The sequence below is a fragment of the Pistricoccus aurantiacus genome (assembly GCF_007954585.1).
In the GTDB taxonomy this organism is placed as follows: Bacteria; Pseudomonadota; Gammaproteobacteria; order Pseudomonadales; family Halomonadaceae; genus Pistricoccus; species Pistricoccus aurantiacus.
In genome coordinates this window covers 2,082,862-2,097,826 of sequence record NZ_CP042382.1, presented here as the reverse complement: position 1 = coordinate 2,097,826, position 14,965 = coordinate 2,082,862, and the positions used below count along the sequence as shown (strand labels likewise).

Sequence of the window (14,965 nt, the reverse complement as noted above, 5' to 3'; positions counted from 1 at the left end):
CTTAAAATGTAGCGCTTGAAGTCGCGAATCTTCTAGGCTTGTACGGATCAGGAGACCTTAGAAAATTGCATCCTAGTTCGTAGCGGCTGCATCAAATAACAAAATAATACCCTTGTCGCAGCATGAGCAGCATACTAGATAGCTCAGCGGTAGATGGAAATGATATGCAACCGCGCATGTTTGCATGTTAATTATTTTCTGTCTAGCCAATCTGTTCGACTTCCTTATTGGTGGCCGCTAATTCCCTTGCAAGATTCACAGCAGCGAATCCACTCGGTTTTCCACCGCGGAACGATAGCTTTCGCCGAACAGCAATAGATGATTGAGCAGAGGATAGAGCTGAAACAGAACTTCGCGACGCGACCAGTCCTTCGGCCAGGCGCCTTCCCAATAGGCATCGAAGAAGATTTGGGGCGGCGAGCCGAACAGCGTCAGCATGGCCAGATCCACTTCCGGATAATGGTGATATACCGCCGGATCGATCAGCGCGGGACCGCGAGAGGTAAAGAGCAAATTACCGGACCAGAGATCGCCGTGGATCAGACTTGGCGTGATATCCGGCAACCATTGTTTGAGCCCTTCTGCCACCGTGCTGATGCGCTTATGCAGGTCGCTCTTCATCAGACCTCGCTCGAGACAGGCATCCGCCAGGGCCTGCAGGCGCCGCTCCTGCTGGAAGCATCGGCCGTCCGACAAGGGGGCGTTTCGTTGAGGGGTAGCGCCGCAGTAGTTGTCTCGCGGCCAGCCGTGGGCGGTCTGCCGGGGTCGATGCAACTCCCGCAGACCTTTTCCCAGAGTACGCCAGCCAGTGTCACTGGCGCCCACGGAATCCAGCGCTTCCATTATCAGCCAGCCGTTTCCCGAACTCAGTACGCGCGGAACGATCAAACAATCGCAGGCCTCGCGCAGCGCCTCGAGTCCTTCTGCTTCTGCACTCAGGCGCGCTTGATCGTCATGCTTGATGATTACCGCCCCTTGGTCGGTGTCGAGACGATAGACCGCGGCCATATTACCGCCTTTCAACGACTCGAGTTTACCTAGCGGCATTAGCCCAACTTCTTCCAATCTGGCCGAAAGTGTCGCCTCCATGACGATGCTCTCCTTTACTTCAGTGTTTTATTTCCATGTGACTTATGCCCTATACCTGGCCATGAGGATATCCAAGGCATTCTGAATTCGCCCCGACATGGATACCGCCTCGGAGCGAGGCGGTGACAAAGATGAGTGAAGATTGTTCAACGATCATTCAGGCATCAGCACACCATCGATGACATGGATGATGCCGTTGCTGGCTTCGATATTGCCCTTGATAACCGTAGCGTCATTGACCATCACTTCATGACCGTCGGTGGAAAGCTCCAGATCCTGACCTTGTACCGTGGCGGCGGAATCCTGCGCCATGATGTCTTCCGCCATGAGCTTTTCCGGCACCACATGATAGGTCAGCACCGCTTGCAGCTTTTCCTTGTTCTCGGGCCTCAACAAGTCATCTACCGCACCGTCCGGCAAGACAGAAAAGGCTTCGTCCGTGGGGGCGAACACGGTAAAAGGTCCTTCGCCTTTCAAGGTATCGACGAGATCCGCAGCCTCGATGGCGCTCACGAGGGTTTCGAATTGGCCGGCCTCCTTGGCGGTTTCGACAATATCCTTGCCGCCTTGCATATCGCTCTCATCCTCTTGGCCGTATGCCACACCGGCTGTCAGCATCAGGCCAATCAAGCCTGCGCTCACCCATCTGGGTGCCATGCTGGTAAAATAAGACATGCTCAAACACTCCTGATTTTGTAGCACTTGATGCACGAACATGCTTAAGGATCAACCACGATCGCTTTGTACAGATTAGACACTACGTACAATCCTTGCCAAATATTTTTCTCTCGGGAGATATTCGATGTACAAGCTCGCTTTTTTCGTCCCCTTGGAGAATGCGGAGAGCGTCAAGCAGGCGGTGTTCGATAGCGGCGCTGGACGCATCGGCAATTACGAAGCCTGCTGTTTCCAGACCCGAGGCCAAGGCCAGTTTCGACCGCTGCCCGGCGCGGAACCGCATATCGGCAGCATCGAAGAACTGGAGTACGTGGAAGAACTCAAGGTGGAACTGGTCTGTACGGAAGATCACATCGAATCCGCGGTGGCGGCGCTGCGTCTGGCGCATCCTTATGAAGAGCCGGCCTACGAAGTCTGGAAGTTAGAGGATATTTGAGGATAAGGAAGCGCTAGGCGCTTCCAAAGTAACGCTCCCTGTCCGCTTTTCCAATATCGCTGATATGCAGTGGAAAATGCCCCGCGTGCCGATCCGCGTAGTAATGCCACAAAGTGCGTTCGATGGTGGGAAAGGCCAGTTCGTCCCAGGGGATTTCCTGTTCCTCGAACAGCGCCACTTCGAGACTTTCCGGGCCGATATCGAAGCCGCCCCGGAGCTCCGCGCGAAAGATCATGTAGACCTGATTGATATGGGGCAGGTTGATCATGGTATAGAGATCGAAGATATCCACCCGGGCGCAGGCTTCTTCCCAGGTTTCCCGCAGCGCTGCTTCACCGGTGGTTTCACCGTTCTCCATATAGCCCGCCGGAAGCGTCCAGTAGCCCTTGCGCGGCGATATCGCCCGCTTGCAAAGCAGCACGCGGCTGCCGCTGATCGGTAAGGTGCCGGCCACGATACGCGGGTTTTGATAATGAATGGCGCCACAGGCATCGCACAGATAGCGCGGCCGATCATCGCCTTCGGGAATCGCGAAACGTACCTGATGACCGCACTGGCTACAGAAGTTCATGCCGACCCTACCATTCGAGATAATGTTCTCCATGGTAGGGAATTGGCGGGAGTCTGCGCAAGCGCGCCCTACTTACAAATACCTGCTTACCTACGCACTCCACCTAGAAAGCGTGGGACAGCACCAAGGAGCCAAACTCATCGGCGCTATTCTGCTCGCTGAATTCTTTGGTACGAGCCACGCCGCTGTAGGTGAGCTGCCAGCCATCCCAGGTTACCGCAACGCCCAGTTGAATATCCCCCACCCATTCCTTGCGATCCACGCTATGGCTGGTCTTGAAGCTGTTGCCGTCCAATAGCAGATTATAGGCCATGAAGCGGCCTTCCAGATTAGCAAAGAAAAACCAGTCGAATCCAGGCCGCGATGTGAAATATAGGCGTCCGCCCTGAGACGGCGCGATAGCGGGAATACCGTAGCTGTCGTCGAGGCTGCTGCCCCACCTCAGGCCATAGCCGGCGCCGGCGTAGGTATACAGATTGCCCAGCGCTCCGACCAGGTTAGGACCATGTTCGAAATCGAGTCCCGCCAGGGAGCGCTCGTTCATCCATTGGCGACGCAATCCTAGATTGATGATCGGCTCATTTCTTAGCTGATTGTCCCAGCCTTGGGGATCATCGCTCCCGGTCAGTTTGTGAACGCTCTTCTGGAGTTCTTCCGCCTCGGTGGCGGGGCCGACCAAGCCGATATCAAGATTGAGATGCGTGGCCCGACGCGCGCTGTCGTAGCGATCGATATCGTGAAAATTGACGCCGCCGTACATCAGGCCTGCATAGGGCCGATCATTCTCGATCAAGGCTTCCTGATCGATATCGTTGGGCGTGTACATCTGGTGAGCGAAATGATAGGAAACGCTATCTGCCTGCTCGATGAGCGCATTCGGCAAGGCCCGGGTAAATCCTTGCGACCAATGGGTCCGCTCCGGCTCGAAGGTCCAGACCAGTTCCACACCGTTGGTATAATGGCCATCCTCGCCGGTGGTCAGCAGATCGTTCTCGAACTTGAGCGACAGCACTTCAGCCTCGGCGGGTAATGCAAAGGTTGTCAGCCCCATCGCCATGAAAAAGGCAAACGCGCAGTAGGTGAGACGGCGGGTAAAACATCCTTGAGATACCATCGGACTTCCTTATTTTTACTTAACCAACTAAAAATATCTAAGCGAACGGCTGCCGCTATTATTACCCAAGCCCGCGGGATCTGAAAACGATGGCGTGGATTGACGCCTTCGGGATAGCTGAGTACAACGATACAAACCTTGCAGGAAACCCCATGCTAGAGCAACTTCACGACCGCTTGAAGCGCCATGTGCCCCGACGTATCGAGCTCGATTTACCCCAGGCCGCCGTACTGCTGCTTATCGTTACCCGCCCCAATCCGACGCTGCTGTTCACCTTGCGCGCCGGTCACATGAAGCAGCACGCTGGCCAGGTCGCCTTTCCCGGCGGCAAGCGCGAGCCGTCGGACGAAAGCCTTCTGGCCACGGCGCTACGTGAAGCCAAGGAAGAAGTCGCCCTCCCGCCGGAGCGTGTCAAACTGCTGGGACGCCTGAGCGACGTTCTCTCGCTGTATGGCCTGCGGGTCACGCCCTTTGTCGGGGTGATTCCGCCAGATCTGCCGCTGGTGCCGGAGTTGGGCGAGTTGGAAACGATCTTCGAAGCGCCGCTGGAAATCTTTCTCGAGGATCGCCGCAGTCACACGGACATTATCACCGTAGAGGAAAAGCGCCTATATGTGCCGAGTTATCGCGTCGACCGTCACGTGGTCTGGGGGCTGTCCGCGATGATGCTGGTGGAGCTTCTGGCGAAAGGCTTCGACCGGTCCATCAGCCTGGACACGCCGCCTGCGCGTGGGCCTTTTCGGCATTATCCGGCGCAGCGGAGACTGCGCCCATGAACGATGCGGCCTCGGTATTCGATCGGCAGGCCATGGCCCGACTAGTGGATCATCTGGTGAAAGACGGCTGGTTCGTCGGCGAGAACTTTCTCAATCTCGAACTTTGTCAGGCACTACGCACGGAAGTCGAAACTCTGGCTTGCAAAGACGCCCTCGATGCCGCCGGCATCGGTCGCGGCCGACAGCATAGCCTACGCCGAGATATTCGCGGCGACAACATCCACTGGCTCGATCACGGCAGCCAGGCACAACGTCGCTATCTTTCAGCCATGGCGGCGTTACAGCATCAACTCAATACGGAGCTTTATCTGGGCCTATTCGAATTCGAAGCACATTTCGCCCATTATCCACCCGGTGCTTTCTACAAGGCTCATCTGGACAGCTTCGAGGGCCGCAGCAATCGGATAATCTCGACGGTAACCTATCTCAATTCTCACTGGCGGCCAGGGGACGGCGGCGAAATGCTGATTTTCGATCCGAACACCCAGCAAGAAATCGCTCGAATTCCTCCCAAGAGCGGTACTTTCACGTGCTTTCTATCGGAAAAAATACTTCACGAAGTATTGCCGACCCAGCAGCCCCGCGCCAGCATCGCCGGCTGGTTTCGGCGCAACGCCTCACTCGGCGGACTGGTCGATCCGCCGCGCTGATTTATCATTTCCCCTTGTAATAGGCCAATGTCGTAGCCATGTTCTACTCTCTGAATTGTTAGGTGTTTAACATTTCAAGGATCGAGGAGTTGAACCATGAAAAGCCGCTATTTCACCATTCACGACCACCCGCAAGGCCTGCCGGATCGCGAGCTGTTCAAGCTCGAAGAAAGCGACTTGCCTGAACTCCAGGACGGCGAGGTACGCATTCGCAATACCTGGCTTTCCGTGGACCCCTACATGCGTGGGCGCATGGACGGCGTGACCACCTACATCGAGCCCTTCGAACTCGGCAAGCCCTTGGAAGGCGCTGCCGTGGGCGAGGTCATAGAATCCCGGGACTCTCGCTTCAAGGAAGGCGACAAGGTGCGCCACATGGGCGGCTGGCGGGATATCGCCCAGTTGCCCGGCAATCAGGTCGAGTCGCTTCCCGACTTCGACGTGCCGGAACAGGCCTACCTGGGCGTACTCGGCATGCCCGGCACCACTGCCTGGGTGGGGCTCAATATCATCGCCGAGATAAAGGAAGGCGACAACGTGCTGGTCAGCGCCGCCAGCGGCGCGGTGGGCTCTCTCGCGGTGCAGTTGGCCAAGGCCAAGGGCGGCACCGTGGTGGGTATCGCCGGCGACCAGAAGAAACTCGACTGGCTCGAATCCAAGGGGATCAAGGCAGTCAGCTACAAGGGCAAGGACGCCAGGCAATTGAGTGAAGATATCAAGAACGCCTGCCCCGAAGGCTTTGACGTCTACTACGAGAACGTCGGCGGCGACTGCCTGGAAGCGGCGCTGAACAACCTCAAGGTCGGCGCGCGCATCGCCGTCTGCGGCATGATCTCACGCTACAACGACGAAGGCCCCAGCGCCGGCCCTAGCAACCTGGCGATGATCCTGATCCGTCGGGCGCGCATGCAGGGCTTTATCGTCTTCGACCATTGGCAACATCACACCGACTTCATCAACGAGTTCGGCCCCAAGGTCGCCAAAGGCGAGATCGACTATCAGGAAACTGTCGAGGAAGGTTTGGAGAAAACTCCGGATGCCTTCCTGAAGCTTTTCGAAGGCGGCAACCAGGGCAAGATGCTGGTCAAGCTGTAAGCCCGATCTTCGACCACGTTATATTCATTTTTTCCACGCCGGCCTGTTCGAGACGAGCAGGCCCGGTTCTTTATTCAAGGCAATTCCCCATGGCTTACGAAACCTTATTGACTCCGGTTCGTTTCGGCGACCTGACGCTACCCAATCGCATCCTGATGGCGCCGCTGACTCGGGCCCGCACCCCGGACAGCATTCCCGGCGAGCTGCAGCAGGCTTACTACGGCCAGCGCGCCGGCGCCGGGTTGATCGTCAGCGAAGCGACCAACATCTCCCCTACCGCCTGCGGCTATGTCTATACCCCGGGCATCTGGACCGATGCTCAGGAAGCCGGCTGGAAGCGTGTGGTGGAGGCCGTTCACGCCAGGGGCGGGCGCATGGCGCTGCAGCTCTGGCACGTGGGGCGAGTTTCTCATGAAATGGTGCAGCCGGATGGTCAACCGCCGGTGGCCCCCAGCGCCTTGAAGGGCGAAGGCGCCCAGTGCTTCGTCGAGTTCGAGGATGGTAGCGCTGGCCGTCATGAAACCAGCACGCCTCGCGCCCTGGAAACCGATGAGGTTGCCGGCATCGTCGAGGACTATCGCCTGGCGGCGATTCGCGCCAAGCGCGCCGGGTTCGACATGGTTGAAGTACACGCCGCCAACGCCTATCTGCTCAATCAGTTCCTGGCCACCGGCAGCAACCAGCGTACCGATCGATACGGCGGCTCACTGGAGAATCGCGCACGTTTTCCGCTGGAGGTGATGGATGCGGTGGCGGAGGTCTTCGGTCCGCAGCGAACCGGCATCCGCATGTCGCCCTTTATCGAAATTTTCGGCCTGACGGACGACGAGCCAGAGGAAATGGCTTTCTACATGGCGGACCAGCTCTCCAAGCGCGGCATCGCTTATCTGCATATCAACGAGCCGGACTGGGCCGGCGGCGATATCAAGCTGACCGACGATTTCCGCCGCGCCCTGCGCGATCGCTTCAAGGGCAGCCTGATCTTCTGCGGCCACTACGACGCGGCGCGGGCGAAGCGCATCATCGATGATGGCATCGCCGACGCGGTGGCCATCGGACGTTCCTACATCGCCAACCCGGATCTGGTGGAGCGCTTCCGCCTCGGCGCCCCGCTCAACGAACCAAATCCGGATACGTTTTATGGCGGCAAGGAAGAAGGCTATACGGACTATCCGTTCCTGGATAACGGCTATGACAAGTTGGCAAGATGACCGCCTAACGAGAACGATAGACGCGCAGCCAGGCTGCGCGTCAAGCATGTCATTAGCCGTGGCAGTTCGACGCGCAAATCATGTGGCGCGCGGCGCAAACATGATGATCCCCATGCCCAGAAGCGCCACCAGTGAGCCAACTACATCCCAGGCCGTCGGGCGGATTCCGTCCACCGCCCATAGCCACATGATTGCCATGAAAATATATACACCGCCATAGGCAGCATAGACTCGGCCCGCGGCGGTAGGGTGCAGCGACAATAACCAGGCGAACAGAGCCAGGCTGAGTGCACCAGGCACCAAAAGCCAGATTGTCTTGCCTTCCCGAAGCCAGAGATACGGCAAGTAGCACCCGACGATTTCCGCCAAGGCGGTGATCAAGAACAGACCCACTGTCTTCAATTCAGGCAAAAGAACCTACCTTTGGTAGCGATATTTCCCAGCAATAGTCATCGGTCGGATGGATTCCCGCCCCATGCGCGACTCACGGATGGTTTCAGTCGCAACCGTCTCAACTCAGCTTTTCGAAGCTACGCTCAAGATGGTAACTGTTACTAGAATCAGCCCCATGCCGACAATCTGTACAGCGGCCAGGCTCTCGCCTAGCACCACGACGCCGAACAGCGAGGCCGTGACCGGCTCGACCATCGCCACGATCGAGGCCACGGCCGGCGCGGTATGATTGAGGCCGACAATATAGAGAATGAACGACAACCCCGCGCCAAACACCCCCAGTATCACGAACAGCGGCCAACTCGGCGTGCCGAGCACGGCCAGGGCCTGATCGGTATCACTCAGACTGATCAGTATGGTGGCGAGCACCGCGAACGCTATCACGAGGATCGCCTGTGGGCTGCCGTGCGGTGCCGCATACTTGAAGCCGAAGATGAATACCGCATAGGACAATCCGGAAAGCAGCCCGGCGACTGCCCCCATCAGCGTGACGCCGCCGGACCCGGTCGCGTAGATACGCGTCAGCAGCACGATGCCGAGCATGACCATCGCGATCGCGGCCCATTTGAGCAAGGTTGGCCTTTCGAGCTTGAGAGTGAAGGACACGAGATAGACGAATACCGGCGCGCAATACATCAGCGTTGCGGCAACCGCGACACTCCCCTGCGCAATGCTCACGAAATAGAAGGCGAAGTTGCCCGCCACGCCGACACCCGCTACCGCCGCCCAGAACCACATTCGGCCATTGGCCAGTCCGCTGCCCTGGGGACGCAGCGCCAGCCACGCGAGAACGAACAGCAGCCCGATCGCGCCCCGGTAGAACGACACCACGAGCGGGTTCCAGCCATCCGCCATGAGGATTCCGCCGATCCCGCCGGAGAGCCCCCAGAATAACGCCGCCAACACCACGAACGCCGTACTTATACTCGTCATTTAAATTCCTTTTTAGTCTGGTGCTCCTATCTCCTCGGCGTTGCGATACTCAGCACTACCGTGGCAGCCAAGTGATTCATGAGAGACGAGCGTCAGAGATTACTGTTGGGGCGAGGCTTTCGCTTCGGCGCTCCACTCAACGAGCCGAATCCGTTTTATAGCGGCAAGGAAGAAAGCTATACGGACTATCCGTTTCTGGATAATGGATATAGCAGGCTAGCGTGGTAATCGGCTAGCGGACGCGCAACCCAAGCTGCGCGATTCCGCACTTAACGAAAGCAATAAGGACTCATCCCCCCAGCGTCTGATCCTGATTCTTGAACCAGGCTAGCGCCTGATCGAGATGTTCCGGTTTGAAATCCGGCCAGTAATCTTCCACGACATAGAAATCCGCGTACACCGATTGCACCGGCAAAAAACCGCTGAGGCGTCTTCCGCCTCCCCAGCGTACGATCAGGTCCAGTTGGGAAACCTCCTGCGAGCGGATTCGGCCTTCGGCGAGCCCGGCCAGATCCCATTCCCAGTGGTAGTTGGCCAGGAAATTCACCTTGATGCCTTCACCTTGCCGAGTCTGGAAAGGCCTCAGCTCATCCGGCAGTTGAGACGAGCCGTATTTACCTACCACCAGCAGCGCCGCGCCACGGCGTGCGATCTCCAAGGCGAATTCCACGCAGGCGGAGCGGAACGCCTGAATCTGCGGTGAGGCTCTTTTGGTGTTGTCCTGGGTAAAGCCATACACGGAGACTTCGGGAATTCCCAGCTTCTTGCAAAGCTCGAACAGGGCCAGGCCCGGCTCGATACCAAATCGATACCCTTCTTGCTTGGCAAGCCCACGCTGAGTCGCCCAGCGTCGATTGCCATCGGGAATAAATCCTACATGTTTGGGTAGTGACCGTTTTGTCATGCTTGTCGGTCCATGGTTAATAGGCCAAAAATATTCGTGATACCCCTGAGGAGCTATCGGCTTTATCACGCACCATAGTCTCGCTCAATCTTTGTAACTCGAACCTTGAACTCAGAATACCAGCTTTTGTTGCCCGGGCGTGGTGCCCAGAATGCTGCTTCCAGTTTTTGATGGCTTCAACGCTATCCCAACACGAAAAGGTGAAACCAAGCCTCGAAATCCGAACCCAGGGGTTCCATGCAGGATTCATGACTCCGGCCACCTCAGCGAATCGCTCATCGCGAGCCCCAGACACGTGGAGGCTTCCAGGCTGACCGGTGTCAATACCGCACCCCCTCGACTGCTGACGTTCTGTAAACACCGGCACCTCACTACCACGCCAGCGGTCGATCGAGTGCCGCGAGCAGGGCAGCGTCGCGCTGATAGATATCCGGGCGAAATACCAACTCGCCGTCTTGCCCGGCCTGTACCGTCCAATAGTGCAGAATCACCGGCACGGGACGCGCCAGAGAGATATTGCGGGTCTTTCCTCTAGCAATCAGTGAGGCTATCCGGGCCGGGGTGCCGGTATCGTCGAAAAGGAGTTGGGCCAGTTCGAGTATGCCCTGCACGCGGATGCAGCCGGAGCTGAAGGCGCGCTGCTCTCGGGCGAACAGCCCTTGAGATGGTGTGTCATGCAGATAAACCAGATGATTGTTGGGAAAACGCAGCACGACTTGCCCCAGGGCGTTGTTCGGGCCGGGTCCCTGGCGCAGGATGACGTTGCCCGGATTCCACCAGTCGATCTGCCACGGATCCAGCCGCCGTCCCGAGGGACTCAGCACGCTCATGTTGCGTCGGGCCAGGTAACCCGGATCGCGGCGTACCCTGGGCAGAATGTCCTCGCGGCGGATGGTGGGCGGCACCGTCCAGGTCGGGTTGACGGTCAGATGGGTAATCGCCGAGCGCAGCGAGGGAGTGCGCCGATAAGGCTGGCCCACCACGATGCGCGAACGCCAGATTTCGCCATCGGGGCGAAAGTAGCTGACCCGGTAACCGGCAATGTCCACCAGCACGAAAGAGTCCGGCAGGCCGTGAAGCAGCCAGCGAGCGCGCTCCAGATTGACTCGTATCTGGTCGATGCGCTCGGCCACAGGAACATTGAGGGCCGCTCGGGTCTGGGGGCCGATGATGCCGTCCGTTTCCAGCAGATGGCGTTTCTGAAAACGACGTACGGCTCCCGCCAGAGGGTCATCGTAGCGGCGTGGGTCCAGGACCTCCGGCTCGGTGTCGGTAAACAGGTCCGCCGCCATGACTTCCAGCTCACCAATGATCGCCAGTCGCTCCCGCAGCAGCAGCACATCATCATGAACGTCTCCGGGCCGCAACGATTGTTGTCGAGCCGGCAGCATCGGCCAGCCGCCCTGCCGCTCGATATGACGATAGCGGGCCAGACCGGCGCGCAGGCGTTCATAGGGGGCCGCGGAAGGCCGTGCAAGCGTGAAGGCCTGTTCGAAGCGCTGGGCGTCCACCGCCTGGGAGATCGCCGCAAGATCCAGAGATGGGGCGTCGATGGGCACTTCCCAGCTTGGATCGACGCTATAGGGGTCCACCTTGCCGCGCTGCAGATGATGAAGCGCAGCCAGCAGGATACGGCTGATCTGTAGATCGAAACTGGCCCCATCCGCTGGCGTGCTTTCCATGGAGTACAGCTTGCGATACCCCGCTACCAAGGCATCCGGCCAGTAGTCCTGTGAGTTCAATCCATCCGCCTCCAGGCCACTCAGGGCTGCGGCGAAGCCGGCAACGGTATCGATCTCTTGCCAGGCAGGACGGCCTTGCCGGGCGGCATAGAAATTCTGCAGTATGATTTCTTCTCCGAGCAACTGTGCGGCCAGAGCGTCAGCTACAGCGGAATCCCTCTCATTGGCAAAACCCCAGGATGGCAGGAAAAGCATGAGCGAAAGAATTAGCGTCTTTAACCCTTTTGCTAAAGGCATAAACCTTTCCTTCTGCGTTTATGATCGGTCCTGGTTACTATATCGGCACCCGGCGAGGCACCACGAGCCAGCAAACCTCGTCTGTCCGTGTCCTGGCTCTAAGCGCAAAAGAGCCGATGGAAAGAATCAACATAGAACAAGAAAGGTGCTTGAATGGCGATAAAATTCTTGAGCCGGTGGCTTTCCGGCGCGTTTTTCGGCGTCATGTTACTGGGCATCCTGCCCGCCCAGGCAAACGATAACTTCCTGGCTCAAGTCTATAAGCCCGGTACGCTACACAAGATGGCGATGGATCAAACGCTGATTCGGCTGGCGCCCGGCGCCAATCCTCAGGTCTTGCGTCTGGCGGCCCGCGCCCTCTCCTGCGCCGACCCGGACGCAGATCGCCTGGCGGTGATCGATTTTTCGCTACCTTCCACCGAGCCCCGCCTCTGGGTCTTCGATCTGCAGCGCCGGAAGCTGCTGTTCAAGGAACTGGTTTCTCATGGTCAAGGCTCCGGCAATGCCATGGCCGAGACCTTCTCCAACGTCCCGGATAGCCATCAGTCCAGCATCGGGTTGTTTCGCACTTTGAACAGCTATCAGGGTAGCAACGGCTATTCCCTGCGCCTGGAGGGACTTGAGCCCGGTGTCAACGATCTGGCCTACCGGCGCGCCATCGTCATCCACGGCGCCGACTATGTCAGCGAGGCTTTTATCGAGCAGACCGGGCGTCTCGGACGCAGCCACGGCTGCCCGGCGGTACGACAAGAGATCGCCGCACCGCTGATCGACAGCATCAAGGAAGATCAGTATCTCTTTACCTACTACCCGGATCCGCAGTGGCTGGCGAGTTCGGACTTCTTTCACTGTGAACGGGACGAGGGGCAACTGGCGCTGAAATAAGCCAGCAAGCGGAATATGCCCTACCAATTGCTGATCAAGGCTTGGCTTGCAGATGACGTGAACAAGAGCCGTCGCATCTGAGGCATTGACGTCTGGTTGGGTGGGTTCAGCCACTGGCTTGGAGCGCTAACGAGAAGCCATACCGGATGCCACATCCCGTTGAATATCTTCCAGGCTTCCTTGAAGCAACCCGATCCAGATGGCATTACCCATCGAGTTCAGATGTATGCCATCGCCGATATGAAATTCATCCGAAAGATTTCCATTTTCATCGATCAAACTCGATCCTGCATCAACAAAAAACCGATTATTTAACGGTTCAATCCATGTTTTTACTCTAGAATTCAATTCTTTTATTCTGGTTGCATTCCATCCTCGTCTTTCACTCCCTTTCAACTCTTCATCGATAGGCAGCACAGCACTAAAAACAAGCGGAATCTGCTGAGGTATTTTCTCCACTATGGACTTTATATTAGCAAATATTTCATCGTTTTTTCGATATTTCATATCATTGATGCCGATAGATATGACGACAGTTCTTGCCTTGCTTATCGAGGTATAATCTTGAATTCGTTTCAAGACACCAACTGTTGTATCACCACCTATACCATAATTCACCGATAGACTCGCCACGGCACTGACAGCCAATCCCTGGGTAATACTGTCACCAATAAAAATAACAGATTTTTCGGGTATGTTTCCATCCATACGAAGATGATAGGCAAGCATCGTATGAAAGAATTCCGTGATTTCGGGTTTATCGGCATCAAGGCCGAGCTTGCTTTCGACGCGCTCGATAAAGTTACTTTTCAACAACACGACGACTAAAAACAAGTGAATACCAACCAAGTAAAACAGTATAATGCGCTTTTTCATCTTTTTATTATGCTACTTGATAGTTGTTGAGTGGCCCATCGGTTTTTGATTGCAGTCTAGACAAACAACGAATTTTCAATATTGCAAGGAAGCGAGCGAAACCGAACGAAGTATCGATTTTATGAGTAAGAAAGCTCTTTATACCAATCCGCATAGGGCGTGTTCTTGACCAGGTGACGATTGAAATCCTTGGCGCCGTCCGTCCACCATACCGGCCCGCGTTCGCCGAGGGCGATTTTCGCGGCATCGACGGCCTTCCTGGCAGCGATCAAACGTTCTTCATTCTCTTCGTTAAGTGCGGCTTTTACTTCGCGTCGGGCAACCATCAAATCGTACACGAAAGACTTACGCTTCTCTTCGGACAAGTGCGGGTTGCTCGCTCGCCACAAGCGTCCCTTGACGACGATATAGCGACCATCCGGCGTGACTGGAGGTTTCAAGGCAGCACTCTCCTTCGTCAGCTTAGAAGAATGTTATCCAGTAGCACGAAAAACGGCCATGATGGGGTCATCAAGGCCGCTTTTTCATTGCATTAACTGATTCAGAAATTCGGCTTGCGCTTCTCAACGAAGGCGCCCATGCCTTCGCTCTGCTCTTCACTGGCAAAGCACAGGGCGAACAGGCTAGTTTCCAAGGCCAGGGCGCTGTCCAGGTCCTGATCCATGCCATCGTGAACCGCCTGCTTGGCGGCGCGAACCGCCTGAGGGCCGTTGCCTTTGAGCTGTTTGGTGATTTCCTCGGCGACGCTTTCCAGCTCGCCTTGGGGCACGACACGATTGACCAGGCCGATACGCAGAGCCTCATTGGCGTCGATCTTGCGCCCGGTGGTGATCAGATCAAGGGCCATGGCGGGACCGACACGACGCGGCAGGCGCTGGGTGCCGCCGAAGCCGGGAATCACGCCGAGACCCACTTCCGGCTGACCGAAAACGGCGTTGTCGCTGGCGACGGCCCAGTCGCAGGCCAGGGCCAGCTCGCAGCCGCCCCCCAGGCAGAAGCCGTTGACCAGAGCTACCACTGGCACCGGCAAACGCTCCAGACGCTTGACCGTGGCCAGGGCCTGGCCGGCGAAAATTCGAGCCTCTTCCGGGGTCTTGTCGCGCATCTCACTGATATCCGCTCCAGCGACGAAGGATTTCTCCCCGGCGCCGGTGATCAGTACGGCGCGTAGATCCCTGCGCGCTTCCAGCTCATCGAGAGTTTCATCCAGCGCCTTGATCAGATCGCTGTTCAAGGCGTTGAGCGCCTTGGGACGGTTGAGGGTCAGCCGCATAATGCCGGCGTCTTCGCTCTTTTCGATCAGGTTATCGCTCAT

Annotated in this window: 17 protein-coding genes; 6 read left to right on the top strand and 11 right to left on the bottom strand. The window is 57.2% G+C overall.

Annotation, left to right across the window (positions count from 1 at the left end):
* Positions 1-255: 255 nt before the first annotated feature.
* Both FGL86_RS10070 and FGL86_RS10065 read right to left on the bottom strand, forming a co-directional pair.
* Complete coding sequence (locus tag FGL86_RS10070) at positions 256-1,089, bottom strand: fructosamine kinase family protein (RefSeq protein WP_147184440.1); 834 nt, start codon at positions 1,087-1,089, stop codon at positions 256-258.
* Positions 1,090-1,242: 153 nt separating this feature from the next.
* Entirely contained in the window at positions 1,243-1,764 is a 522-nt protein-coding gene (locus FGL86_RS10065; protein WP_222433737.1) for a fasciclin domain-containing protein, read from the bottom strand.
* A gap of 127 nt (positions 1,765-1,891) precedes the next feature.
* Here FGL86_RS10065 and FGL86_RS10060 point away from each other — a divergent pair, with 127 nt between their 5' ends.
* Entirely contained in the window at positions 1,892-2,203 is a 312-nt protein-coding gene (locus FGL86_RS10060; RefSeq protein ID WP_147184439.1) for a YqfO family protein, read from the top strand.
* Between the two features lie 13 nt (positions 2,204-2,216).
* Here the strand turns inward: FGL86_RS10060 and FGL86_RS10055 are convergent, their stop codons facing one another.
* Both FGL86_RS10055 and FGL86_RS10050 read right to left on the bottom strand, forming a co-directional pair.
* Positions 2,217-2,774, bottom strand: a complete 558-nt coding sequence (locus FGL86_RS10055; RefSeq protein WP_147184438.1) for an NUDIX hydrolase — start codon at positions 2,772-2,774, stop codon at positions 2,217-2,219.
* Positions 2,775-2,877: 103 nt separating this feature from the next.
* Entirely contained in the window at positions 2,878-3,888 is a 1,011-nt protein-coding gene (locus FGL86_RS10050; RefSeq protein WP_222433736.1) for a lipid A deacylase LpxR family protein, read from the bottom strand.
* A 152-nt stretch (positions 3,889-4,040) separates the two neighbouring features.
* Between FGL86_RS10050 and FGL86_RS10045 the strand changes: the two genes are divergently transcribed.
* From FGL86_RS10045 to FGL86_RS10030, 4 genes are all read left to right on the top strand, one after another.
* Positions 4,041-4,664: a CoA pyrophosphatase gene (locus FGL86_RS10045; protein ID WP_147184437.1), complete on the top strand. Its 624-nt coding sequence runs from the start codon at positions 4,041-4,043 to the stop codon at positions 4,662-4,664.
* Entirely contained in the window at positions 4,661-5,314 is a 654-nt protein-coding gene (locus FGL86_RS10040) for a 2OG-Fe(II) oxygenase (RefSeq protein ID WP_147184436.1), read from the top strand. Before FGL86_RS10045 ends, FGL86_RS10040 begins: the two co-directional genes overlap by 4 nt.
* 96 nt (positions 5,315-5,410) lie before the next feature.
* Entirely contained in the window at positions 5,411-6,409 is a 999-nt protein-coding gene (locus tag FGL86_RS10035) for an NADP-dependent oxidoreductase (protein WP_147184435.1), read from the top strand.
* Between the two features lie 89 nt (positions 6,410-6,498).
* Positions 6,499-7,620 carry an alkene reductase gene (locus tag FGL86_RS10030; protein WP_147184434.1) on the top strand — a complete coding sequence of 374 codons (1,122 nt, stop codon included), beginning with the start codon at positions 6,499-6,501 and terminating at the stop codon, positions 7,618-7,620.
* 78 nt (positions 7,621-7,698) lie between these two features.
* Here the strand turns inward: FGL86_RS10030 and FGL86_RS10025 are convergent, their stop codons facing one another.
* From FGL86_RS10025 to FGL86_RS10010, 4 genes are all read right to left on the bottom strand, one after another.
* On the bottom strand, positions 7,699-8,031 hold the full coding sequence (locus tag FGL86_RS10025) for a YnfA family protein (protein ID WP_147184433.1): 333 nt from the start codon (positions 8,029-8,031) through the stop codon (positions 7,699-7,701).
* A 105-nt stretch (positions 8,032-8,136) separates the two neighbouring features.
* Positions 8,137-9,006, bottom strand: coding sequence for a DMT family transporter (locus FGL86_RS10020; RefSeq protein WP_147184432.1), 870 nt, complete (start codon positions 9,004-9,006; stop codon positions 8,137-8,139).
* Positions 9,007-9,295: 289 nt separating this feature from the next.
* Positions 9,296-9,910, bottom strand: a complete 615-nt coding sequence (locus tag FGL86_RS10015) for an undecaprenyl diphosphate synthase family protein (protein WP_147184431.1) — start codon at positions 9,908-9,910, stop codon at positions 9,296-9,298.
* Between the two features lie 371 nt (positions 9,911-10,281).
* Positions 10,282-11,889, bottom strand: a complete 1,608-nt coding sequence (locus FGL86_RS10010) for a L,D-transpeptidase family protein (protein ID WP_147184430.1) — start codon at positions 11,887-11,889, stop codon at positions 10,282-10,284.
* 153 nt (positions 11,890-12,042) lie between these two features.
* Here FGL86_RS10010 and FGL86_RS10005 point away from each other — a divergent pair, with 153 nt between their 5' ends.
* The gene (locus FGL86_RS10005) at positions 12,043-12,774 is read left to right on the top strand and encodes a murein L,D-transpeptidase catalytic domain family protein (protein WP_246131588.1); all 732 of its coding nucleotides are present in this window, start codon (positions 12,043-12,045) and stop codon (positions 12,772-12,774) included.
* Positions 12,775-12,900: 126 nt separating this feature from the next.
* On the opposite strand, the gene FGL86_RS10000 is transcribed toward FGL86_RS10005, so the two are convergent.
* The 3 genes from FGL86_RS10000 to FGL86_RS09990 form a co-directional block, all read right to left on the bottom strand.
* Positions 12,901-13,650 carry an SGNH/GDSL hydrolase family protein gene (locus tag FGL86_RS10000; RefSeq protein WP_147184429.1) on the bottom strand — a complete coding sequence of 250 codons (750 nt, stop codon included), beginning with the start codon at positions 13,648-13,650 and terminating at the stop codon, positions 12,901-12,903.
* Positions 13,651-13,769: 119 nt separating this feature from the next.
* Positions 13,770-14,090 (bottom strand): hypothetical protein, encoded by a 321-nt coding sequence (locus FGL86_RS09995; protein WP_246131587.1) that lies wholly within the window; start codon positions 14,088-14,090, stop codon positions 13,770-13,772.
* A gap of 101 nt (positions 14,091-14,191) precedes the next feature.
* Positions 14,192-14,965, bottom strand: a complete 774-nt coding sequence (locus FGL86_RS09990) for an enoyl-CoA hydratase-related protein (RefSeq protein WP_147184427.1) — start codon at positions 14,963-14,965, stop codon at positions 14,192-14,194.